Annotated in this window: 26 protein-coding genes and 2 pseudogenes; 21 read left to right on the top strand and 7 right to left on the bottom strand. The window is 42.0% G+C overall.

Annotated elements, in window-relative coordinates; translation table 11 throughout:
- Positions 1-46: 46 nt before the first annotated feature.
- Both NL647_RS02300 and arfB read right to left on the bottom strand, forming a co-directional pair.
- A complete protein-coding gene (locus tag NL647_RS02300; protein ID WP_253649553.1) occupies positions 47-1,816 on the bottom strand; it encodes a methyl-accepting chemotaxis protein in 1,770 nt (589 codons plus the stop codon).
- A 71-nt stretch (positions 1,817-1,887) separates the two neighbouring features.
- On the bottom strand, positions 1,888-2,301 hold the full coding sequence (gene arfB / locus NL647_RS02305; RefSeq protein ID WP_017819300.1) for an alternative ribosome rescue aminoacyl-tRNA hydrolase ArfB: 414 nt from the start codon (positions 2,299-2,301) through the stop codon (positions 1,888-1,890).
- Between the two features lie 76 nt (positions 2,302-2,377).
- Between arfB and NL647_RS02310 the strand changes: the two genes are divergently transcribed.
- The 6 genes from NL647_RS02310 to NL647_RS02335 all read left to right on the top strand — a co-directional run bounded on the left by NL647_RS02310 (position 2,378) and on the right by NL647_RS02335 (position 8,595).
- On the top strand, positions 2,378-2,980 hold the full coding sequence (locus tag NL647_RS02310; RefSeq protein WP_253649554.1) for a beta-phosphoglucomutase family hydrolase: 603 nt from the start codon (positions 2,378-2,380) through the stop codon (positions 2,978-2,980).
- A gap of 208 nt (positions 2,981-3,188) precedes the next feature.
- Positions 3,189-3,824 carry a response regulator transcription factor gene (locus NL647_RS02315; protein WP_005453657.1) on the top strand — a complete coding sequence of 212 codons (636 nt, stop codon included), beginning with the start codon at positions 3,189-3,191 and terminating at the stop codon, positions 3,822-3,824.
- Positions 3,825-3,994: 170 nt separating this feature from the next.
- Positions 3,995-4,507 (top strand): hypothetical protein, encoded by a 513-nt coding sequence (locus NL647_RS02320; RefSeq protein ID WP_005453662.1) that lies wholly within the window; start codon positions 3,995-3,997, stop codon positions 4,505-4,507.
- Between the two features lie 50 nt (positions 4,508-4,557).
- The gene (locus NL647_RS02325) at positions 4,558-5,220 is read left to right on the top strand and encodes a molecular chaperone (RefSeq protein WP_020480898.1); all 663 of its coding nucleotides are present in this window, start codon (positions 4,558-4,560) and stop codon (positions 5,218-5,220) included.
- A 46-nt stretch (positions 5,221-5,266) separates the two neighbouring features.
- Positions 5,267-7,666 carry a fimbria/pilus outer membrane usher protein gene (locus NL647_RS02330; RefSeq protein ID WP_253649555.1) on the top strand — a complete coding sequence of 800 codons (2,400 nt, stop codon included), beginning with the start codon at positions 5,267-5,269 and terminating at the stop codon, positions 7,664-7,666.
- A 38-nt stretch (positions 7,667-7,704) separates the two neighbouring features.
- Entirely contained in the window at positions 7,705-8,595 is an 891-nt protein-coding gene (locus tag NL647_RS02335) for a hypothetical protein (protein WP_253649556.1), read from the top strand.
- A 67-nt stretch (positions 8,596-8,662) separates the two neighbouring features.
- Here the strand turns inward: NL647_RS02335 and NL647_RS02340 are convergent, their stop codons facing one another.
- Entirely contained in the window at positions 8,663-9,136 is a 474-nt protein-coding gene (locus NL647_RS02340) for an FKBP-type peptidyl-prolyl cis-trans isomerase (protein WP_005453668.1), read from the bottom strand.
- A 14-nt stretch (positions 9,137-9,150) separates the two neighbouring features.
- A complete protein-coding gene (locus NL647_RS02345) occupies positions 9,151-9,783 on the bottom strand; it encodes a thiol:disulfide interchange protein DsbA/DsbL (protein ID WP_253649557.1) in 633 nt (210 codons plus the stop codon).
- A gap of 373 nt (positions 9,784-10,156) precedes the next feature.
- On the opposite strand from NL647_RS02345, the gene NL647_RS02350 reads away from it, so the two are divergent.
- Complete coding sequence (locus tag NL647_RS02350) at positions 10,157-10,780, top strand: OmpA family protein (RefSeq protein WP_017188748.1); 624 nt, start codon at positions 10,157-10,159, stop codon at positions 10,778-10,780.
- Between the two features lie 83 nt (positions 10,781-10,863).
- Here NL647_RS02350 and NL647_RS02355 read toward each other — a convergent pair whose 3' ends face one another.
- Together NL647_RS02355 and NL647_RS02360 are read right to left on the bottom strand one after the other, a co-directional pair.
- Positions 10,864-11,223: a glutaredoxin gene (locus tag NL647_RS02355; RefSeq protein WP_009696209.1), complete on the bottom strand. Its 360-nt coding sequence runs from the start codon at positions 11,221-11,223 to the stop codon at positions 10,864-10,866.
- 302 nt (positions 11,224-11,525) lie between these two features.
- A pseudogene (locus tag NL647_RS02360) lies at positions 11,526-12,150 on the bottom strand (tyrosine-type recombinase/integrase); the annotation flags it as partial.
- Between NL647_RS02360 and NL647_RS02365 the strand changes: the two are divergent.
- The 13 genes and pseudogenes from NL647_RS02365 to NL647_RS02445 form a co-directional block, all read left to right on the top strand.
- A pseudogene (locus NL647_RS02365) lies at positions 12,144-12,410 on the top strand (YnfA family protein); the annotation flags it as partial. The pseudogenes NL647_RS02360 and NL647_RS02365 sit on opposite strands and share 7 nt — an antisense overlap.
- Before the next feature lie 142 nt (positions 12,411-12,552).
- Entirely contained in the window at positions 12,553-13,212 is a 660-nt protein-coding gene (locus tag NL647_RS02370) for a Bax inhibitor-1 family protein (RefSeq protein ID WP_050933277.1), read from the top strand.
- Between the two features lie 349 nt (positions 13,213-13,561).
- Positions 13,562-13,882 carry a hypothetical protein gene (locus NL647_RS02380; RefSeq protein ID WP_253649558.1) on the top strand — a complete coding sequence of 107 codons (321 nt, stop codon included), beginning with the start codon at positions 13,562-13,564 and terminating at the stop codon, positions 13,880-13,882.
- 40 nt (positions 13,883-13,922) lie between these two features.
- Positions 13,923-14,282 carry a DUF805 domain-containing protein gene (locus NL647_RS02385; protein ID WP_050934903.1) on the top strand — a complete coding sequence of 120 codons (360 nt, stop codon included), beginning with the start codon at positions 13,923-13,925 and terminating at the stop codon, positions 14,280-14,282.
- Positions 14,283-14,456: 174 nt separating this feature from the next.
- Positions 14,457-14,915: a MaoC family dehydratase gene (locus NL647_RS02390; RefSeq protein WP_050934902.1), complete on the top strand. Its 459-nt coding sequence runs from the start codon at positions 14,457-14,459 to the stop codon at positions 14,913-14,915.
- 141 nt (positions 14,916-15,056) lie between these two features.
- Positions 15,057-15,452, top strand: coding sequence for a DUF3465 domain-containing protein (locus NL647_RS02400; protein WP_253649559.1), 396 nt, complete (start codon positions 15,057-15,059; stop codon positions 15,450-15,452).
- A gap of 146 nt (positions 15,453-15,598) precedes the next feature.
- Positions 15,599-16,210: a glutathione S-transferase family protein gene (locus tag NL647_RS02405; RefSeq protein WP_253649560.1), complete on the top strand. Its 612-nt coding sequence runs from the start codon at positions 15,599-15,601 to the stop codon at positions 16,208-16,210.
- 135 nt (positions 16,211-16,345) lie between these two features.
- On the top strand, positions 16,346-16,690 hold the full coding sequence (locus tag NL647_RS02415; RefSeq protein WP_010648728.1) for a hypothetical protein: 345 nt from the start codon (positions 16,346-16,348) through the stop codon (positions 16,688-16,690).
- A 136-nt stretch (positions 16,691-16,826) separates the two neighbouring features.
- Positions 16,827-17,126 carry a hypothetical protein gene (locus NL647_RS02425; protein ID WP_050932882.1) on the top strand — a complete coding sequence of 100 codons (300 nt, stop codon included), beginning with the start codon at positions 16,827-16,829 and terminating at the stop codon, positions 17,124-17,126.
- Between the two features lie 145 nt (positions 17,127-17,271).
- Positions 17,272-17,763 carry a hypothetical protein gene (locus tag NL647_RS02430; RefSeq protein ID WP_172581414.1) on the top strand — a complete coding sequence of 164 codons (492 nt, stop codon included), beginning with the start codon at positions 17,272-17,274 and terminating at the stop codon, positions 17,761-17,763.
- Between the two features lie 207 nt (positions 17,764-17,970).
- Positions 17,971-18,216 (top strand): hypothetical protein, encoded by a 246-nt coding sequence (locus tag NL647_RS02435; RefSeq protein WP_139817842.1) that lies wholly within the window; start codon positions 17,971-17,973, stop codon positions 18,214-18,216.
- Between the two features lie 143 nt (positions 18,217-18,359).
- Positions 18,360-18,749, top strand: a complete 390-nt coding sequence (locus tag NL647_RS02440) for a hypothetical protein (protein ID WP_101960213.1) — start codon at positions 18,360-18,362, stop codon at positions 18,747-18,749.
- 132 nt (positions 18,750-18,881) lie between these two features.
- Positions 18,882-19,490, top strand: a complete 609-nt coding sequence (locus tag NL647_RS02445; protein ID WP_050936909.1) for a hypothetical protein — start codon at positions 18,882-18,884, stop codon at positions 19,488-19,490.
- 132 nt (positions 19,491-19,622) lie between these two features.
- On the opposite strand, the gene NL647_RS02450 is transcribed toward NL647_RS02445, so the two are convergent.
- A complete protein-coding gene (locus tag NL647_RS02450) occupies positions 19,623-19,952 on the bottom strand; it encodes a hypothetical protein (protein ID WP_050936908.1) in 330 nt (109 codons plus the stop codon).
- Between the two features lie 235 nt (positions 19,953-20,187).
- On the opposite strand from NL647_RS02450, the gene NL647_RS02455 reads away from it, so the two are divergent.
- The gene (locus NL647_RS02455; RefSeq protein WP_253649561.1) at positions 20,188-20,748 is read left to right on the top strand and encodes a pyridoxamine 5'-phosphate oxidase family protein; all 561 of its coding nucleotides are present in this window, start codon (positions 20,188-20,190) and stop codon (positions 20,746-20,748) included.
- The last annotated feature ends 76 nt before the right edge of the window (positions 20,749-20,824 follow it).

A 20,824-nucleotide genomic window follows, 5' to 3' on the forward strand; every position in this document is an offset into this window, starting at 1 on the left:
CGGGCTTTTTGTTGGTACTCATTTAAACCGAGTAAGTGAACTTGGGCTACGCGCTGCGAGTTTTAAATTCCGCAACCGCTTCGTCCATGTCATGGGCTTGAGCAGAGACAGAGTCGACTTCATGCAGACACTCTTGTGCGGATTGCATGTTGTTTTCTGAAATCACGTTCAATTCAGTAATCGAGTCGCTCACCTGATTCATCACGATGCCTTGCTCTTCAATTGCTGATGCGATGCGTTCAGAGTTGCCTTGAATTGCATGCATGTCTGCAATGATTTGCTGAAGGCTTGAATCCAGCTTCTCCGATGCTTGTAGGGTTTGCTGCCCCTGATCGTTACATTGGTCGATATCAGATACGACCATCGACATTTGTGACTGAATGTCTGATACCACGCGAGTGATCTCTTCTGTCGATTGATGAGTTCGACTTGCGAGTGCGCGTACTTCATCCGCCACGACGGCAAAGCCACGACCTTGCTCGCCGGCACGTGCTGCTTCAATTGCTGCGTTTAGCGCGAGTAGGTTAGTTTGCTCTGCAATATCTTGGATGATGTTTACTGCACCGCCAATTTTCGCTACATGTTCGTTTAAAGAGCCAATTGATTGCTGGCTGTTCGAGAGAATACCAGTTAATTGACCGACATTTGTTACTGTGGTTTCAACAACGGTACGACCTTGCTCCGCATTGTTTGCAGCTTGGTGAACGCCTTCTACTGCCACAGAAGTACTTTCAGAGATTTCACCAATCGTGGCGACCATTTGCTGAACTGCTGTTGCCATTGATGAGGTATGGTCTGCCTGAGTGTGGAACTGTTCCATCACACCTTCTAGTTCGCGATGCATGTTGTCAGTACTTGCTGATAGCTGTGCTGACTTCTCTTGTGTGCTGTGAATCAGGTGCTCAAGCTTATCCAACAGATCGTTTAAGTGGTGGCTGATGTCCGCCAGTTCATCTTTACCTGCCAACTCTGAACGTAAACCCATGTTATTACTTTCACTGATGTTCTTTATGGTCGCAAGCAGGCTACTAACACGTGCATTGATTGAGCGTGAGATTTGCGAAATCAGAGCTAAGATAATAATAAATACTACCGCAGTGATAACTTGTTTCACCATGGTGTTTTGACTATCACGTTCGGTCGCTGCATTACTCAACGCAGATGAGAAGGTCTTAAATTGTTCTTCAACTGTGTGTGATAGGGCACGAGTGTCACCCAGTAGACCTTTGTTGTACGCGACTCCAATCGTCTGTTTCTGCGTCGCAAGTTGGCGCGCATTTTCGATTAATGAAGGAACATACAAACCTTGCAACAGGCCTTCGTCCATTTGTCCGGCTTTAACTCGTTGTGCGAACTTAGTCAGTGCCATTACTTGTTGGTGGTTTGCATTTTGCTCGGCTTCAGATAAAGCCTGTTCAAAGCTCGCTAATAGACCACTGTTTGCATCGAGACCATAGCGTTCGTAAGCAGCAACTAATTTTTGAAATCCTTTTTGGTAAGCCAGTAAATCTTGCTTGAATTGATGACTAGAAGGAAGTTCATAAAGGTTGAGAATGCCAGCCAATTCTTGTTCGGTACCCAAAAATTTGTCGACGTTAGCATTGAATTTATCGAGGTATTTGATGTTGCTGCGTAGCAAGAAGTCTTTTTCATTACGGCGCAGGTTAAGGAGACGAATTTCGAGATCGCCAACCAATTTGATTGCATGGTTGAGCTCTTGGCTTTGGTTAGCGAAGTGTGACGAGGTACCCAATAGGGTAACAATGCCAAGAATGGCAATTACTCCTAGGGAGTAGAGCTTGTGCCTAATAGTCATATAGTTTGTCCTGAAGAATTGACTAAGTTAAGAAACCCAAAGAGGCTTCCAATGGCTAGCTCTGACGTTTGTTAGTACAGCACTTTCTGGCGTTGCTGTTTTTTTGTCGCTTGCTTGGTTTTGCTATCAAGTCTGCGACGTTGTGAAGCGCGAGTTGGTTTCGTTTTAATACGCTTCTTTTCCTGTCGGCTGGCAGATTGTATCAACGCTTGTAATCGATTTAGTGCGTCTTCTTTGTTCTGCTCTTGCGTCCGAAACTGCTGAGCTTTAATGATGATCACCCCTTCTTTTGAAATCCTACTATCCGAAAGGGCGAGGAGTCGCTCTTTATAGAATTCCGGCAGTGTGGAATGACGTACATCAAAGCGCAGATGTATTGCGGACGATACCTTATTAACGTTCTGCCCACCATTTCCTTGAGCCCGGATAGGCAATAATTGGATTTCCCAATCTTGAATTGTGACGGAGTTCGAAATTTTGAGCATGATTACTAAATGCCAATAAGGAATGTGACGATGGCTGATAAATTACCATCAGAGATGTACAAATAGAAGAATTGACATGAACACAATAGATTTAAGCCCCTATAAAGGGTTAATTTTCGATATGGACGGCACCTTGATTGATACGATGCCAGCGCACTTAGCTGCATGGCAAGCGACAGCAGAGCGTTTCGAGTTCCCTTTTAACCAAGAGTGGTTGCATAGTTTAGGGGGCATGCCAAGCTTCAAAATTGTTGGCGAAGTGAATCGTCAACACGGTTTATCTCTCGACCCAAAAGTTATTTCTCGTTTCAAAATGGACACGTTTGCAGAAATGGAACAACACGGTGAAATCATTTCATGCACGAATACGGTTTTGGACCAACATCTTGGTAATAAGAAGATTGCTGTTGGAACAGGCAGTCAACGTGATAGCGCACTGCGTCTGTTAGCAAAAGCGGGCATTCTGAAGAAGTTAAATGCTGTCGTTACGGCAACGGATGTAGAAAATCACAAACCTTTCCCAGATACGTTTCTTATGGCAGCCGAACAGCTTGGTTTGTCTGCACAAGAGTGTGTGGTGTTTGAAGATACCGAGTTAGGAAAAAAAGCCGCTCATGCCGCAGGAATGGATTGTGTGATGGTCGAGGGTAATGAGCTAGTATTTTATCCAAAATCTTAACTTAATAAGTTAATTGTCATTTAAAAGACCACGATATTATCGTGGTCTTTTTGTATAACCTCAGTGAATTTATATAATTCTCATAATGAGAATGTGAATGTTTATTGTGAAATTAATCAAATTATCAATCTAATTATAAAGTATTAATAATCTACACTCGCTATAGTTATTTATTCCTTTTACTAAATTATTTTTACAGGAAAGGATCATGACACGCTCTCAAAATGTTTATGTAATTTCTTCTGACTCAGATTGGTCAGGGTTAGTTATTGCTGGTTTATCTCATTCTTTTAAAAACTACACTTTTTACACTGAGAAAACTGTCAATAATATATGGAATTTAAAAAATACTGATATTGTTATTTATGATCGCCTTACTTTAGGTAATCCATCATTGCACTTAATCTCACCACTTTCGCGTGGCGGCGCTTGGTTGCTTGCCAATGCGAGTAAGCAAGACTTAGAGGGAGTTCAAGGGCTTATATCTCTGGGTTGGGGTGGGTTACTAGAGAATGACTTTACCTTAGAACTGCTTCACAAATCCGTCCGAATGGTGGCTTCTGGTCAGTTATGGTTTAGTCGAGAAGCCATGTCTTCTTCATTGAAGAATATTGTTAGGGGACAAGTTCATAGTTCTTCATCTGCGGAAGTTCTAGGTGCTAAATACGAACTTTCTACTAAAGAACAGAAAGTATTTATGTATTTAGTTCAAGGTTATTCAAATAAAGAAATAGCAGGTCAACTGAGTGTAAGTTTAAGCACGGTAAAAACACATGTCTCCCATATATTATCTAAAACAGGAAAGCAAAGCCGTTCTCAGTTAGGATCTTTAATGGTTGAGTGATTTTTGATCTAGTTCAAATTAATTATTTGGTTGTCCTTTACTCATCCTTTTATGTGGTTCTTTTGGTCAGATGACCGATAGGAAAAAAGTTAATAAGGCGTACATTTAACTCGTCTACTTAATTCAACTTTTGGTCTATACCGCAGGAAAAAATGTAAAGGAGAACAATCATGAAACGTTTAGCAGGTTTTGCAGCAATGGCGTTGCTTGTATCGGCTGGTGCAGTTGCGAATCCATGGGTCGTTGGGTCTGACGAAGGTCGCGCAGACTTTTACGTTAAATTCAAAGGTGAAGTGCCTAAGCGTTGTGAAATGATGACTTACGGCAACTTGGATGTCATCAATTTCGACTTAACTAAGTCATCTGATACAAAAGAATTTGGCTTTAAAACGTGGTGCAACTCATACGGCACGAAAGGTATCGTCCAAGTTGACCCATTTGGTTTTACCAACAGCAATGAAGATGAAATTCCAATGGAGTACAGCTTCAATGGTGAAACTAAGCTAAAAGACAAAGGGATTGACACTACCGTTGCTCGTATCCATCAAGTGGTTGAAATTAGTAACAACCTAGATAAAACGATGACTGATGAGCACAAACTTTCAATTACCTCTAAACCTCAAGCTGGTGCGCGCTGGGGTGAATACAGCGGCGCGATGTATGTGACTCTATTCCACATGTAGGAAGGAATGCGCTGAGGGAGGTCCCGTCCATCCCTCAGCCATTATGTTGTATGAAAACACTTCGAATATTATTTCTCATCTTGATTTACATGCCAGCACAAGTGTTGGCTTTTGAGCTTTTCCCAATGGTGCAATTTCTTTCCGATTCAGGGAAAGAGACAACGGTATTTTTCAAGGTAACCAATACCTCTCTTGCACCTTTGCCTATCGAGGTGACTGGCGTTAAGCGATTAGTTGAATTCAACAACGAAGAGTCGCTTCTTGAAACCGATGACTTGATGATCTTTCCACCGCAAGTACTTATTCAGCCGGGGAAATCTCAGACCATTAAGGTGCAATACATTGGCGCACCCAAGGGTGTAGCAGAATCCTATCGTTTGATCGTGAGCCAATTGCCACTCAAAGCGGATGAAGTTGAGAAAGATGCCATACAAATGTTGTTCCGAATCGGAGCGCTTGTGTTTGTCTCTCCACAAGATGCGCAAGACCAATATTCCAGCGAAATCACTGTATCCAATGACAACAAGCCAAATCTGAAAATTAGCAATACAGGTTCAAGTGTTATTGAGTTAAACAAACACACTTACTCGGTTGATTGGCAAGGTCAAACGAAACGTTGGGATTGGGAGCAACTAGAGCCGGTTCTACCGATGCAATATCTCGTGCCAAACCAGAAAGTTCAGGTGAACGTCGAGTCACTTCTTGTGAACTAACGACACCCAGTTTTCATAACGTCGCTGACATACACGGAAGGTTACAATGTGGCGCGCATTCGTCGTATCGATCGCTGTCCTTATTTCTGGGGCTGTATGGGGAAGCTCTTACAGCCTCTCCTTACCCCTTGTGTATGAACAAAATCAGCTTGGCGAACTCCCTGTTGAAATAAACGGCATGGCTCTTGAGCGAGTGTCTGTCGATGCCCTCCAAGATTTGCTCGGAACGCGCGTGAGTCCGGAATGGTGGTCGCAGTTTTTTGGTTCAGAGCCGTCAACATTCGTTGATATCGAAACACTCGCTGAGCGAGGTATCGAGGTGACACTTAATACTGAATCCTTGTTTATTGACGTTCGGCTCTCGGCACAAATTCTTAGCGAACAAGACATTACTTTGTCGTCTGGCTATCCCGATTTTATTCCCTCTGAAAGTGGCTCGATAAACTGGTTAAACAGTTTTAGCTTTGCCTATAACAATTATTGGCAAGAGGATGTTGAGACTTGGGATTCGTCGCTGGATTGGTTGTCACAAGGCAATATCGGTGGTGCCAGTGGTGTGAATTTTCTTTTAGCCAATTATCTTGAAGCGGATAACGAAACCACAAAGTTTTCCCGAGGTGAGTGGATTGCTTTCTATGATGATCCAAACTTACCGATGCGTGCTTCCACAGGGGATGTTATCAGTGGTGAATCTGGACATATTTATGGCATGTCCTTGGGTGGTTTTTCTATTGAGAGTCGATACGCTGACTTACAACCGGATCGTGAGACAAGCCCTGAGAGTAGCCAACAACTTGTTCTGCTCGAATCCGCTGAAGTGGAAGTTTATGTCAACGGTGAACGAATTTCTGGTGGGCGATTGGAGCCGGGACGTTACAACCTCAAGAATCTGATTTTAGATAACGGTGCTAACGATATTACGGTTGTCGTCAACTATGTTTCTGGTAAGCAAGAAGTATTGCGCTTTACTCAATTTTACAACGCTAAGCTGTTGAAAAAAGGTCTGATTGATTACTCGTTTTCCGTTGGGCAGCCAATCATCTATGACAACCGTCAAGTAGAATACGAAGAGGAATGGGTAGCGACAGGTTACTTAGAATATGGTGTCACTGACTGGTTAACTGCAGGTGCAAACGGCTTATATGCTCAAGATGGTTCGATATTTGGGGTTCTGACTACTTTCAAAAGCGGTGTAGGGAATGTGACTGCCCGTTATTCGCTAAGTTCTGCAAGTTCGGGAGAAGACGGTTGGATAGCTTCCCTTGATTATGAAAACAGCATTTTTGGAAGTGGGGAAAGCCAATCTCCCAACCTACGTTTTGCGATTGAAAAATCGGATGATTTTCAAAACAAACCTTGGAAAGAATCCCAAGAAGGCAACTCATATACACAATATCTCGCAAATTACTTTTGGCAGATAAACAGTAAATTTGATCTGACATTAACAGGACGCATGACTCAGCTCCCTCCTGATGACGATGAGTTACGTGGTTCGGTCTTGCTAAATTGGCGACATGGTGGTTTTACGGTAGGGGTTGGCAGCGAATACGAAGAATCCGAGCGTTATAACGAACCGGATACGCGTTTCTTGTTTACCTTTGAATACAATTGGTATTCGGATGAGCATGGAAATCGTATAGGTCTCTCTTACAACAGTGAGAATGAACGGAGCCGAGCGTATTTTAGTAATGAAGGTTTGAACTACGTTAGTGACTATGGCGTAAGAATCGAAGCTGAGCAGGACGAATTTCGTGATACCCAACGAGCTCAATTGAGTTACACCGCAAATCGTTTTAGAGCAGAGTCCGAAGTAAGCCGTGATGTAGTGAGAAAAGAAGATACCGAGCAATACCAAGCTTCACTGCGCCTAGCGACTGCAGTTGGTATGGTTGACGGTGATTGGGGGTGGGGACGTGCGACCAGTGGTCCTTTTGTTGTGGCAGAAATGCACCCGACGTTGGGTGAAGCGACTGCGAACCTAGATGTAGACTCCCAAGGAAGACCAACCGCAATAGCGACAAAGCATCTTAATGGTCTTGTTTCGATCTCCCAGCCTTATGCTCGCTATGCGATGGATTATAACGTGATGGATTCTCCCGTTGGTTATGACTGGGGAGATGGCAAACTTGAGCTAATGCCGGCGGCGGCCACCGGATATTTGTTGACGATAGGTTCCGATGCGTCATATACGGCGAGTGGTTATTTGAAGCGTCTTAGCGGTGAACCTATCGAGTACCGACAAGGGCGTGTGTTGGTTGATGATGAACAAATTGAGTTTTTTACCAACAAGCAAGGACGATTCTTCATTCAAGGTCTACGTCCTGGCATATATACACTTGAGCTTTATGGACTACAGACTAGCCCTGTCGTTATCTCGATTCCTGAGTCTGATACGAGCTTAATCGATTTAGGTGAAATCACAGTAATGCCGAACAATGACAAATAATTTAGCGCATTGTACTGGTAAAGGAAAAGGAGAATAGGATGAAAACAGTTAATCGCAGTGATGTCTTAACATTCGCAACCGTGCTATTTCTTACTGCTTTTGCTTCACCGTTGTTGGCGAATGATGCCAGCGAAGCGCAGTGTGGGGGGACATTTAGGGTAAGCATCAATGATACACCTTATAAACCTCATGTGACGCAACCTGATACCTTGTGGTTTCAAGGCAAAATAGAGTTAGATAGCCAACTAGTTAACTGTATGAGCGGCATTGTCATCAAGCCTTCAAATGGTTGGCAGCAGGTTGTTTCTGGCCCTCAAGGTAAGATCAATTCGACCGTCCTTAACACGCAAAGAAAAAGCCTAAATAGAACCCCTCAAGGAGACTTTTTACTACCAAGTCGTGGTAGTAAGCAGGTCGATTTTTGGGTGCAAGTGCCCGAAGGAAAAACCATGCAACCGGGCAATTATCGGGCAGATTTTGAATTTTCGTTACTTGGCAAGCAAGTTGAAGTTGGTGTGAGAAATGCAGGGCTCGACTACACGATAAAGCCATTCGTACGAGCACGCATAGAGGCAAATTCAAGTTCCAATGTGTCTGTTTCTGGGGCAAGAGTGACGGTGGATATGGGGAATTTAACCAAGCAAAACCGAAGGGATTTGGACATTGTCATGGTGAGCAACGCTTCCGTAAAACTTGAGCTCGACTCGTTGAATCATGGGCACCTTGTCAATACTAGGAAACCGAGTCATAAAGTTCCGTACACCACATTTTTGCAAGGTCAGACTCTTGGGTTGGATAGTCCGGTGTTTTTAAATACTCACCGTGGGAACCAAACTCGCTTCAATATGGCTTTTGAAAATAAGGCAGTGCCAGGTGCTGCTGCAGGGTTATATGAAGATGAGATGACCATTAGTTTGATTGCCTACTGATTAACGTAAGTTGAGACGAATAAAAAACGCCGCAATTGATGCGGCGTTTTTTTGTTCTTGCTGAGGATTATTGGATGTCCAATAGCTCCACATCAAAGATCAGTACACTTGCTGGTGGGATAGGGCCAGTACCGTTTTTACCGTAACCAAGTGTGCTTGGCACGAACAGGCGGATTTTCTCGCCTACAACCATGTATTGCAGACCTTCTTGCCAGCCTTTAATCACCTGATTTAGACCGAATGTGATCGGCTCACCACGTTCTACTGAACTATCGAAAACCGTACCATCGATAAGCGTGCCATGGTAGTGAACTTTCACTTTGCTAGTTGCAGTTGGATGAACGTCGCCCGTTCCTTTCTCAAGAACAAGGTATTGCAGACCACTCTCTGTGGTAATCACACCTTCTTTCTTGCTGTTTTCTAGCAGGAATTCTTGCCCTTTTGCAAAGTTTTCGTCTGCCGCTTTGTGGTTTGTCCAAGTACGGTAGATAAAGAATGCCGCTAGGACGAAAATAATAAGAGGAAACAGAAATTTAGACACAGTAGCTCCTTGTCTTATTTTGGTTGTTTTAGCAGGTAGTTGATAGTGTCAGCCATTGCTTCAACGGTCTCGTGGCCACCAGTGATTACTTGGTATTTACCATTTACGATGAAGGCAGGAACTGAGTTGATTTGACCACGAGTCGTGATCTCTTCTGCTTTAGTAATATATTCAAACAGTTTCGCTTGTTGTGCGTCGTCTAGCTGGTAAGGGCTTACTAGGTTACGAGACTCAAAAGCTTTCTCTACCGCAGCTTGGCGCTCATCGGCAGTTGCATCTGTACCCATTTGAACGGCAGCAAACAGTTCTTCCATAAACGCTTTGTCCGGAGTGCCGTTAACTTGCATTGCCGCTGTATAGAAAATGATCGCGCTGATTTGCGCACTTTCGTTAAAGGTAACGTGCATCTTCTCAACTTTCTGTTCTGTCAACGATTCAATTTGAGGAACGAACTGCTCCATCGTACGACAATGACCACAGGTGAGAGAAAACGCTTCAGTTACTGGTGCTAAGTTGTATTCAGCAAGAGAAACTGGCAGAACTTCGTATTGCTTGCCTTGTTGTGGCTGACTATTGCCGTTGTCACAAGCTGTTAGGGCAAAAACTGCGGCAAAAAGTGCAGCGCCTTTAGAAATGGTTTTGAACATGGGTAAGGCTCTAAATAGTAAAATTGGTGCTAGTTTATCGGTTAACGGTATCGACGAAAACCATTAATACGGCTTGTTACACTAAAGTGAGACAATCGAAGAAAGTTTAGACAAAACATGGCAATGACGTTGTGTTTAGTGCGCTCAGCTATTGAAAATTCGTGAAGTGAAACGCCATTAAGCGACAGTTTAGTTAACGAGATTTTCTTTGCTCTCTTATCTACCAAATAATGTTTGATAAAAATGAATGCCCAACTTAAATCGTTGGCATGAACTGTGCTTGTGTATTGAAGAAAATATGGTAATAGGCACTAAAGTTTGGGCGATTTAAGCCGACACAGTGAACAGGAATTCATTCTACGTTGGTAACGGTATGAAGCATTGGTTTTTAGTGGCATGCGGTCTATTAGCCGGGTGCACGAGTATTAATTCAGATATGGTTCCGGGCGGTAATATTCTCGATACTGCCCCGAGAACTAACTCAGAGCTAAGACATCCAGAGTGGGGTTACGCGAAATCTTACGTGTCAACTCCACGTTATGTTGCTCAGACTCCGAGTACAGCTGGAAAAAAGTCACAGGGCGTGACGTCACTGGAGATGTTTTTAAATAGACATCATATCGCCCATGAAACCATCAGTGGCGACCACCTTATGGTGCGTTTGAAAGAACAAGTGCATTTCCAAACGGGCTCTGCGAGATTATCATCGCAATCTCAAGACTGGATCCGCAATCTTGGACATTATCTTGCCGGGCGTACTGATGTTGATGTGGTGATAGACGGTCATACAGACAGTACAGGCGCAGAGAGTTTTAATGATTCGTTATCGGAAAAGCGTGCTCGTGAGGTAGAAAAGCAGCTACTTGCAACCAGCTTGCCTCGTCAAAGAGTGTTCTCTCGTGGCTTTGGCGAATATGTGCCGCAGTGCAGTAATACCACAGCAAGCGGTAAGGCATGTAATCGTCGAGTGGAACTGATGCTGATTGTCGATCAGTAAGCGCCCATATCATTGAATTGAGATAAAAGAAAAGAGGCACCGTATGGTGCCTCTTTTGCATCCGCCAATGTTCTTAGGGGGAACTAGGCAAATTCTTTTTCAATGTAAGCGACGATGTCTGAAGACTCGTAAAGCCATTGCGTCTCGCCATCTTTTTCAATACGCAGACAAGGTACTTTTACACGACCACCACCTTGTTCAAGTGCTTCGCGATGTACTGGGTCGTTTTTCGCATCACGTAATTCAATATTCACGGATTGACGTTTCAAAGCACGTCGAACTTTTACGCAGAAAGGACAAGCTTCAAATTGGTACAGTGCGTAGTTTTTGGCTTTATCATCAACGCTTTTCTGTGCTTCTGCCGAACGTTTAACGCCACGGGGAGAGAATACTGCATTGAGAAGTAGAATGATTTTTCCCAAAATCCAACGGATAAACTTCATAATGATCCCTTGATGTTCAGTGGATGAGTGTCCTTGTATATCATGCAACGAACTTACGTAACGAAATCGTTGTATGAAGGGCGTAGTCTATCAGGTGTTTGGTTTTGACAAAACCATGTATTTTATGAGGAAAACAGACGTTTTACCCAACCCAATAGCCCGCTTGCTTTTACTGGGTTAGCTTCTTTACCAAGATAGAAACTCTGCATTAAGTAGACACGTTCGAGTCAGTTATAATTTCACCAGATTTTGGCAAGTGGCGACAAACTGGCGGCAGACGTTAGAAAATATGACGAAGTAAACTATACGTTGTTGAGTGGGTTGAGCGTGATGGTATCAGTTAAGTGATCTGGCGCGAAATGCGCATAACGCATGGTCATTTTTATATCTGCATGCCCTAGTACATCTCGAAGTATTAGTATATTACCTCCGTTCATCATGAAATGACTGGCGAATGTATGGCGGAGTATGCGTGATGCTTGACCTTTAGGAATGCTAACTCCTAATTTGTTTTTTTAGAATATAACAAAAAGGTGTATAGCACTCTTCAAATAATGGTCCAGAAGTGGGTTTGTTGATCTCCTTATAGAGCTCTTCTGATATTGGAACTGTGCGGTTTTTCTTTGTTTTTGTTTTGGTGAACGTTACTTTGAACTGGGAAACCTGTGATCCTCTTAGTTGAGCAGCTTCATTCCAACGAGCTCCAGTAGAGAGGCAGAGTTTGATGATCTTAATCATGTCTGCGCGTTTGTGGTATTCAGCATAAGTCAGTAACTTCACAATTTGCTCATGTGTGAGAAATGCCATCTCATGTTCTGATTCTTTAAATGGTTTCACATTTTCTATTGGGTTGGGTAATTTCCATTCCCCTAGTTCAATAAGTTTATTGAATACCGCTTTAAAACGACCGAGTTCGTAATTTACCGTATCTTTGGCTGAAAGAGGATAAATCTGTTTGGCTGTTAGTACCGGCTGCTTTCTGTCTTGCTATATTTGCATGGTTATTGTCTTTACATCCCATTACTGCAGGTAGGGTCTATGCAGCATATGGTGGTGTTTACATTTTCGTGGCTATCTTATGGTTGTGGGTCGTAGATGGTATTCGTCCTAGCTTATGGGACATAGTCGGTATTTGTGTAGCGATGCTAGGAATGGCAGTCATAATGTTTGCGCCAAGAGCTACATAACGAAGCGTTTAAACAGATTCGCAACGCTCGGCATTTTTGGTTTGATTCGACTTTAGTATTTACGGCACAATGGTTTAGGTAGATGGCATCGTTATTCACTACTTAACACGGTGTTATGTGAATAGGGAAAGGAGAACGAAGAATGATGGAATCCAATGTTTTTGAACGCACTAACAACGGAGAGCAGGAAATAAGCTCTCGGCTGTATAATTTTACGATTGGAGCGGTACTGTGTTGGGGCTTTTGGATTAATTGGTTAATGGTTGGGAATATCCCGGTAGAGTCAATTGCCGCTATTAATCCTTGGGTCTTTTTCATCGGCTATTTTGCGAGCTGCTTCTTTGGAGTTTACTTGTTCAGTAAATCTTCGAATCCATTGGTTAGCTTTGTTGGCTACAACTTTGTAGTTGTGCCTTTTGGATTAATCATCAACTTGGTGGTATCACGCTATGACCCATCCTTGGTTTTAAGTGCGATTAAGGTTACAGGTCTAGTGACTGGCATGATGATGCTACTAGGAACAATTTTCCCTGCTTTTTTCCAAAGAATCGCTGGTGTATTAACTATTGCATTAGTTGTTGTACTTGTGGTTGAGCTCTTTCAAATATTTATCCTTGGGATCCACCAAGAATGGATAGACTGGGCTGTCGTTATCCTTTTTTGTGGTTATATCGGTTATGACTGGGGGCGAGCAAATCAAATTCCCAAAACAATGGACAATGCAGTAGATAGCGCAGCCGCTCTATACATGGATATCATTAATCTATTCTTGAGAATACTAAGAATCATGGGGCGCAAATAGAGTCCGCATAACAAATGGTTTAAGAGTGATTCGGCACTCGTGGCATTTTTACTATACGTTGGGTTTAGTGGTTAAGGTGTATGCTGTGGCTTATGGATTGCGCTGCTCACATCTTCGAATGACGTTATGTGCTTTGCGGCATATATCACAAGCTATGAAACAGATGAGAGTAAAATTCCTCGAAAAATACCTTACAAAATAGTTTTTTCATGAAGTTCAATAGGTTACTTTTCATCGCTTGTTGTTTTGTCTCCACCTCAGCCATTGCTTCCACCAGTACCTTAGAGTGCATATATAAAAAGTATGCAGACCCAGAGGGCGTTAGACCAAAATCTGCAAAGGATTAGTGATGAAAAGTTTGAAATTAATTTGTGGGTTGCTTTTGTTTATTAGCATTGCAGCATGTTCGCCTTTTGAAGTATTTCAAGACATGAACAATAAAGAAGAGCAGTTTAATGAGTCAAGCCTCCAGAAGCTTGGTGCTAAGGCTGAGACTAGTTGGAATATCCAAAATGGACAATTAACTAGTATTACAGTTATTTATCGTGCTAACTCGTTAAATGACGTGACAGTAAGTAATCTAGGAAATGAAGTAGAATCAATGGTTAAGAGCATTTATGGCGACGGATCGTATGCGATAAGTATTGCAATTAACTTAGGTGATGAATAAATTTTTAACAACGTTGTTTATAATTAACAGAGGAAATGAAATGGATTGGTATTTGGCGGTCTTAAAGAAGTATGCAGTTTTTAATGGAAGGGCTAGACGAAAGGAATACTGGATGTTTTTTTTGTTTAATCTCATTTTTTCTTTTGTTTTAGGGTTTATTGATGGGATCTTAGGTACAGTATTTATCGGTACTATTTACGGGCTAGTTGTTTTAATTCCAGGTATAGCTGTGACGGTTCGTAGGTTGCACGATATCGGGCGAACAGGCTGGTGGGTGTTAATTGGATTAATCCCGTTAATTGGATTAATCGTGCTTATCGTATTTGCAGTAACTGACGGAAATAAAGGAAGTAATGAGTACGGGTCCAACCCGAAGGATCTGGCTGATACATTTGCCTAATAATTGGCTTAAGAGTGGTTCGCAACGCACGGCATTTTTGCTATGCGTTGCTCACACTCTAACAAGATGTATGTGCCTTCAGGTTAGAGCACATACTCGAAGTCATTCCAGTTGAAGTCGGCTTATTTGATACACTTGACGACATACAAAATCTAGTTCGACTCAAAGGAAGCTATGAAAGTCATTTCAAAGAATGACATCGATCAGTATATCGGTGTGGATATCGAGCCAACAGATTGGTTTGTTGTAAATCAAGACCAAATTAATCAATTTGCAGATTGTACCTTAGACCATCAATTTATCCATACGGATCCGGTTAAAGCACAAGGTACAGTGTTCAAGTCTACAATTGCGCACGGTTTATTATCTCTGTCTATGCTCCCATATTTTGCAGAGAGTTTTGGGTACCATTTGGAGGGGGCTAGACTCGCTCTCAATTATGGCTTCGATAAGGTGCGTTTTATCCACCCAGTAAAAGTAAATAGCCGTATTCGAGCTCATGCCAAATTGGTTGCTGTAGAAGAAAGGAACCCAGGACAGTATGTATTTAGTACAGAAGTTGTTATTGAAATTGAAGGTGAAACAAAACCTGCGTTGAGCGCTGTATGGTTAGCTATGCAGATCGTTCCTTAGTGGCAAGGTATTAAGAGTATAACAAACTGCTTAAGGGTAATTTGCAACGCGTGGCGTTACTATGTGTTGGTTCTAGTGGTATGCGGTGACTTCGGTATTGCGTTGCTCATCCCTTAACAGGGTATTAGAAGAGTTGAATAAATGAAGAGATTAATTACGATATTTATAGCTGCTTTGTGCCTAGCTTCGGTTGGTGTCCAAGCCAATGACTATCAGTTAAAACAAGCATATGAAAATCATCAAAGTGATATTCAAGTTCAAGGCTCAGGTAAAGTAATTCGCGTGCTACCAGACGACAATGATGGAAGCAGACATCAAAAATTTATATTGAAACTAGATGGCAAACAAACCTTACTTGTTGCGCACAATATTGATTTAGCTCCTAGGATTCCAGATCTAGAGGTGGGGGATAGAGTGCAGTTCTACGGTGAATATGAGTGGAACAAAAAAGGTGGAGTAATGCACTGGACACACCATGACCCAAACAATAGACACCCTCATGGTTGGTTAAAACATAACGGCAAGACGTACGAGTAAAAATTCACATAACAGACAATTTAAGCATGATTCGGCATGCGTGGTAATTTCACCATGCGTTACGTTTAGTGTTTAAGTTGGTTTGTGGCGGTATCTGCATTGCGTTGCTTACCCTTAACGCAGCGATATGCTTTTCGGGAGGATATATGGAAGTATCGTTGTACCGCGCAAAAGGTTCTAATAGCTCCGAAAGAGTGGAGTGGGTCCTCAATTTTAAGAGCCTACGTTACAATAGAATTGAGGTCAGCTCTGCCGAACTATCGACAACATACCTAGATATAAATCCTTTTGGCTATGTCCCATCTCTTCGTGTAGATGATGCGTTATTTTCTGAATCAATGGCCATTATTGAGTATTTGGAAGAACGATTTCCTAGGCCAGGCTTATTTGGCAAAAGCCTTAATGAAAAAACGCACATCCGCAGAGTTTGTGAATACGTAAACTCCAGTATTCACTCCCCCCAAAACCGAACAGTATTAAGATTCATGCGTCCTGAGTTAGACGAGGCGTCAAAGCGCGAACTTCGTGGGAAATGGATTATGCGGTGCCTAGAAAAGTTAAGTCCCTCAATCTACCGTGAGTCGGGATTTACAGTGGGCAACGACTTTAGCGTTGCCGATATATTTGTGGCTTCAATCTACAAAAAAGCGCTGCAACATGGTTGTACTAGAAGCGGCTTTTACGACAAACATTTGATGTACATAAGAGCACATGACCGTGTTGTGGTTTCAGAACCACAAGCATCGCAAACAATTTAAGAGTGATTCGGCACGCGTGGCATTTTCACCATGCGTTGGTTTTAGTGGTTAAGGTGGTATGCGTAAGCTTCGGTATTGCGTGCCTCACCCTTAACAGGGCGTTATGTGCAAGTTCAATAATAAGAGGTCGCGCACTTGAATTATGAATTCCCAGATGAATTGGATTTTTTTGAAAGAGGCTTCGGTTGGTCTGAAGAGTACAGTCATGATGAAGGACAATTCTCATTTATAATGCAGTACGATAATGGAGATAGCTTAATCTTTACTCATTCACCATTTTGTAACTGTTCAGTGAGTGTGAAATTGGTTCAAGATGAAGTGGTTGTTTTTGACGTATTTAAAGAAAATGTTTCTTCGATTGCTTTCCAAGCATGGGGAGCAGAACAGGTTATAAGAGTTTATTTCTCCAAAGACACTGAAAATAATGACTTTCTTGTGTATTTTAACCCTAAACCAAGGCTACGGTACTCCGAGCTTTGAGTTTGCACAAAACAATCTGTTCAAGAGGTATTCACAACGCGTGGCATTTTTGCTATGCGTTGCGTTTTGTGTTTAAGGTTGCATGCGGGAGCTTCTGTATAGCGTGCTCATTCCTTAACGGGGTGTTATGTGGTGTATGAAAATGCATGAATATTGCAAGTTAAAAAGCAGAATAAAAGACATCCTAATCGAGCGAGGATACAAAGAAGTAAAACCTGATACCTACATAGACTACTGTGGTTCAATGCACAGTATTTATGCCTCAGGCAATTATAGGTTTATGATCCAGTGGGATGGTGAAGAAGGTTTCGGCTCGGTTGAATACTGGGAACATGATAGTTGGAAATTGTTAGAACCGATAGTTCCCGAAGGTTTCAAAGAAGCCTTTGACAGCAATCTTGAAGCTCTGTGTATTAGTGTTCAACGCCACCTTTGAGTCACCACATTACAAGGTGTTTAAGACGGATTCCCAACACTTTGCGTTTTCGGTTTGATTCATCTTTAGTGTCTACGGCACAATGCTTTAGGTCAGGTGTTAGCGTTGCTCACACCTTAACAGGGCGCTATGTACTTGAGGGGATATGAAAGTTTCTGAATTACAGGAAGTATTTCTGGCTGAGCTGGGCTCTCTTCTTCCTGAGTGGAAGTATGTTAATTCACAGCGCACTTTTAAGTTAAAGTCTGGTAACTTCAATTGGCATTTGCATATCAGTTGTATTAATCGTGCGTCAGGTTTTGATGCGACAGCTGATGTTGCGGTCGAATTTCTGGATAAAAAGAAGAAGTTGATAATTGTTGGGGCTGAGCTTGGAAACATAGAGGGTGCTGGGCAACGACGCTTTCCAGTGATTTCGTATGACGATGCTGTTGGTTCTGCTCGTAGATTGAAGCTCTGCTTCGATGCCGTTGGTTTACCTTTCCTTAATTTATATAGTGATCCAAAAGTAGTTCTATTGTCACTTAAAAAAGGTGGTAAAGATGCTATGTTAATCAGTCCTTTGCCAAATTTACACGACCAGCAAATTGAAATATTAAGTCAATATATTGAAGAGTGTACACAGCAAAGCGTTTAAGACATATTCGCAACGCTCGGCGACTTTGGTTTCAAGTGGCTTTTGTGTTTATGGCGCAATAATTCAGCTTAGGTGGTAAGCGTTGCTCACTACTTAACGCAGCATTATATATCTCTATTACATGGAGTAATTAATTTGAGTTGGAATCTTACTATCTGGCGGTGGAGGTCAGATTTAGACACGATGGCTAAGCGGCGGAAGTTCAAAATGAGAACAATCGCAGCGGCGTTGCTAAATACTGGCTGCCACAATGCAGTAGATGAATGTGACTTCAGTGAGTTTCTAGAAGAAATAAATGACCTTTTCGGACTAGATGAGTTGGGTCGCCCATTTGTTCTTGAAAATTATAGAGACTACATCGTGTTTAATTATAGTTCAGATGTAAGGTTTACTCTTGTGCCTCAATTAGGGGCTATTGCGCAAAAACACGGTTTCAATGCTGTCGAGGGATAATACATAATAAAGCGTTTAAGATGGATTCCCAACGCTCGGCATTTTCGGTTTGATTCGGATTTAGTGTATGACGTACCATGGCTTAAGTGTGGTGGTCTGCGTTGTTCTCCACGTAACACGGCTAGTTTTCTCAAGGAGATTTTGTGGAACAGTTCGGTATTACTTATTTCGACTTAGCACTATTAATTCTATGTCCGATCGGCGGAGTAATGGGAAGTTTTGCATTTGCAATAATGGATTCTATTGATCCGTTGAATTCACCTAAAGATGAAGTAAGCTTGATCTTCGCATCTGCTCAATTGCAGGAAAAGCGAGGTGTTTGGCTTGGCTTACGCTGTACACTGGGTTTTATTTTAGGTGTAGTTGTATCACTATATTTTCTTGGTTCAATTCAACCTAACATTGCAACTGTAGCTAAGATTATGGCGTTATCAATTGTTGCCGGCTATGCGGCTCCTAAAGTATGGGCAGCACACGAAATTATAGTTGAAGCCAAGATTAAACAGTTAATGACCGAAAACGAGAAAAGCTAACAAATTGTTTATGAGCGATTCGCAACGCGTGGCATTTTGACTATGCGTTGGTTTAGGTGATTAAGGTGTTATGCGGCGGCATCGGTATAGCGTTGTTCACACCTTAATAGGGCGCTATGCGCTTAAGGTTATATGAAAGAACTATTAGAAAGAATTCAAACAGAGTTTGATGAATCAGAAGGTAATATTCGCATCGTTGATGCTGATTGGTATGCGGACGGTCTTAGGATTAGCCTTTCAGTCTTGATGCATAATGAGGCTGAACCTGAACTTTGGGAAGTGCAGTGTATTGGTGTCGTTGAAGAGTCTATATGCTCTGCTGAAGAAGAGTTACTCTCTATATCTAAGAACTCTCCTCTTTTAATTCCATACCAAGAAGTAGAAATTGACCTGTTTTTTTCGGGAAACTCATGCAGCCCAGAGTCACTTCTTGGTGTTCTTTTTAGCGCCTGTGTGGAGATAATGGGAAAAGCGGAATACTTAGTCCGGTTCTTGAATCAAAAGCCAACTGTAAATGGGATCGTGAAAACTAAATTTGGTACTTTAGGTCGCTTCCCCAAATCATTGGCTGACAAAATTACTCAAGAGCTAAGTGCACTGCCAATAAATATCAAGCCCATTGAGGTAGTTCCTCCAAAACATTGGACAGGATCAGAACTCATAAGTTACCCAAGCTTGTCTGTTTTTGAGTTAGGTAATTCTTACGTTATAGCAGAAAGCTTTGCCGCAGTACGTGCATAACAAAGCATTTAAGAGTGATTCCCAACGCTTGGTATTTTCACTTCATCGCTGGGTCTTTTGTTTAAGATGGGGGTATACTGCTGCATCGGTACTGCGTTGCTCTCACCTTAAAAAGGTGTTATACACCCAATCTTAAAGTGCACTGCAATTGTTGTCTTGCCAAACTTGCTCACGAGCTTTCATGCTTTCTATCATGTAGTTATTTTCTTCAAGTTTCTGGTTTGTTTGAGAAAAAAATTGTGTAACGGCTGTCTCTTGAACTTGGTGAAATAACTCTTCTCCTGCATCAAGGTTTTCTAAATCAGCAATAATAAGGCGCCAGTAATAAGATGTTTTCCTATTTGTTAGGTCGGCAGCTACCCAACAAAATGTGTCTTGCTTCAGCTCTCTAAGGTGTTCACGAGTTCCTGCAAGCGTGCTACAACTAAACAATAAAAAACATACAAGCATTAAGTTCTTCATTCGTGAACTTCCTGTTCTACCGAGGTTTTGTGGAAAACGGTGATGATAGCAGTGGGAATAATTGGGCACAAATAGTACTCGAATGATTATGTAGTATTAAATGAAAAATAAAATTTTGGATTTAGGTGTATAACAAACTGTTTAAGGTTGTATGTGGGAACTTCGGTATTACTTTGCTCACCCTTTAACAGGGGTGTATGTTTTTTATCGAAAAAGAACATGGAGGTTAATCGCTATGGGTAAGCAATTTTCAGAGTTATCCGATAAACATATTGAATTTATCGAACAGCAAAAAATCTATTTTGTAGCTACTGCTGCTGAGAGTGGCAGTGTGAATTTGTCCCCTAAAGGTGGAGATTCCTTACGGGTTATCAACCCAAAGCAAATAGTTTGGTTGAATCTTACCGGAAGTGGCAATGAGTCTGCATCACATGTCATTCAACATCCAAGAATGACTATCATGTTTTGTGCTTTTCAAGGCTCTCCTCTAATCCTTCGAGCCTATGGCAAGGCGACAGTTTTACACTCTCAAGACGATAGTTGGGGTAAGTACGCATCGCTGTTCCCGAAGAGTGTTGCTGCTAGACAAATCTTTGTCTTGGATATCGATTTAGTACAGTCTTCCTGTGGAATGTCAGTTCCTTACTTTAGCTATGAGGGAGATCGCGAAGACTTGGCTAATTGGTCAGAAAAGCAAGGTAGAGAGGGTATAGAAAAATACTGGCTCAAAAAGAACCAAAAGAGTATAGATGGTTTTGAAACTGAAATTGTGAGAAGGACTGGCTTGGATACATAGTGATCTAACTACACCGTTTGATTCCACGCAGACATAATAAACAATTTAAGAGATATTCAGCGCGCTTGGCATTTCG

It is taken from the genome of Vibrio sp. Y29_XK_CS5, from assembly GCF_024181835.1.
Lineage (GTDB): Bacteria > Pseudomonadota > Gammaproteobacteria > Enterobacterales > Vibrionaceae > Vibrio > Vibrio harveyi.

Bases quoted from the DNA above. Each gene is read 5' to 3' on its own strand.
- NL647_RS02300 (WP_253649553.1), bottom strand. From the start codon at position 1,816: ATGACTATTAGGCACAAGCTCTACTCCCTAGGAGTAATTGCCATTCTT.
- arfB (WP_017819300.1), bottom strand. From the start codon at position 2,301: ATGCTCAAAATTTCGAACTCCGTCACAATTCAAGATTGGGAAATCCAA.
- NL647_RS02310 (WP_253649554.1), top strand. From the start codon at position 2,378: ATGAACACAATAGATTTAAGCCCCTATAAAGGGTTAATTTTCGATATG.
- NL647_RS02315 (WP_005453657.1), top strand. From the start codon at position 3,189: ATGACACGCTCTCAAAATGTTTATGTAATTTCTTCTGACTCAGATTGG.
- NL647_RS02320 (WP_005453662.1), top strand. From the start codon at position 3,995: ATGAAACGTTTAGCAGGTTTTGCAGCAATGGCGTTGCTTGTATCGGCT.
- NL647_RS02325 (WP_020480898.1), top strand. From the start codon at position 4,558: ATGAAAACACTTCGAATATTATTTCTCATCTTGATTTACATGCCAGCA.
- NL647_RS02330 (WP_253649555.1), top strand. From the start codon at position 5,267: ATGTGGCGCGCATTCGTCGTATCGATCGCTGTCCTTATTTCTGGGGCT.
- NL647_RS02335 (WP_253649556.1), top strand. From the start codon at position 7,705: ATGAAAACAGTTAATCGCAGTGATGTCTTAACATTCGCAACCGTGCTA.
- NL647_RS02345 (WP_253649557.1), bottom strand. From the start codon at position 9,783: ATGTTCAAAACCATTTCTAAAGGCGCTGCACTTTTTGCCGCAGTTTTT.
- NL647_RS02350 (WP_017188748.1), top strand. From the start codon at position 10,157: ATGAAGCATTGGTTTTTAGTGGCATGCGGTCTATTAGCCGGGTGCACG.
- NL647_RS02355 (WP_009696209.1), bottom strand. From the start codon at position 11,223: ATGAAGTTTATCCGTTGGATTTTGGGAAAAATCATTCTACTTCTCAAT.
- NL647_RS02370 (WP_050933277.1), top strand. From the start codon at position 12,553: ATGATGGAATCCAATGTTTTTGAACGCACTAACAACGGAGAGCAGGAA.
- NL647_RS02380 (WP_253649558.1), top strand. From the start codon at position 13,562: ATGAAAAGTTTGAAATTAATTTGTGGGTTGCTTTTGTTTATTAGCATT.
- NL647_RS02385 (WP_050934903.1), top strand. From the start codon at position 13,923: ATGGATTGGTATTTGGCGGTCTTAAAGAAGTATGCAGTTTTTAATGGA.
- NL647_RS02390 (WP_050934902.1), top strand. From the start codon at position 14,457: ATGAAAGTCATTTCAAAGAATGACATCGATCAGTATATCGGTGTGGAT.
- NL647_RS02400 (WP_253649559.1), top strand. From the start codon at position 15,057: ATGAAGAGATTAATTACGATATTTATAGCTGCTTTGTGCCTAGCTTCG.
- NL647_RS02405 (WP_253649560.1), top strand. From the start codon at position 15,599: ATGGAAGTATCGTTGTACCGCGCAAAAGGTTCTAATAGCTCCGAAAGA.
- NL647_RS02425 (WP_050932882.1), top strand. From the start codon at position 16,827: ATGAAAATGCATGAATATTGCAAGTTAAAAAGCAGAATAAAAGACATC.
- NL647_RS02430 (WP_172581414.1), top strand. From the start codon at position 17,272: ATGAAAGTTTCTGAATTACAGGAAGTATTTCTGGCTGAGCTGGGCTCT.
- NL647_RS02435 (WP_139817842.1), top strand. From the start codon at position 17,971: ATGAGAACAATCGCAGCGGCGTTGCTAAATACTGGCTGCCACAATGCA.
- NL647_RS02445 (WP_050936909.1), top strand. From the start codon at position 18,882: ATGAAAGAACTATTAGAAAGAATTCAAACAGAGTTTGATGAATCAGAA.
- NL647_RS02450 (WP_050936908.1), bottom strand. From the start codon at position 19,952: ATGAAGAACTTAATGCTTGTATGTTTTTTATTGTTTAGTTGTAGCACG.
- NL647_RS02455 (WP_253649561.1), top strand. From the start codon at position 20,188: ATGGGTAAGCAATTTTCAGAGTTATCCGATAAACATATTGAATTTATC.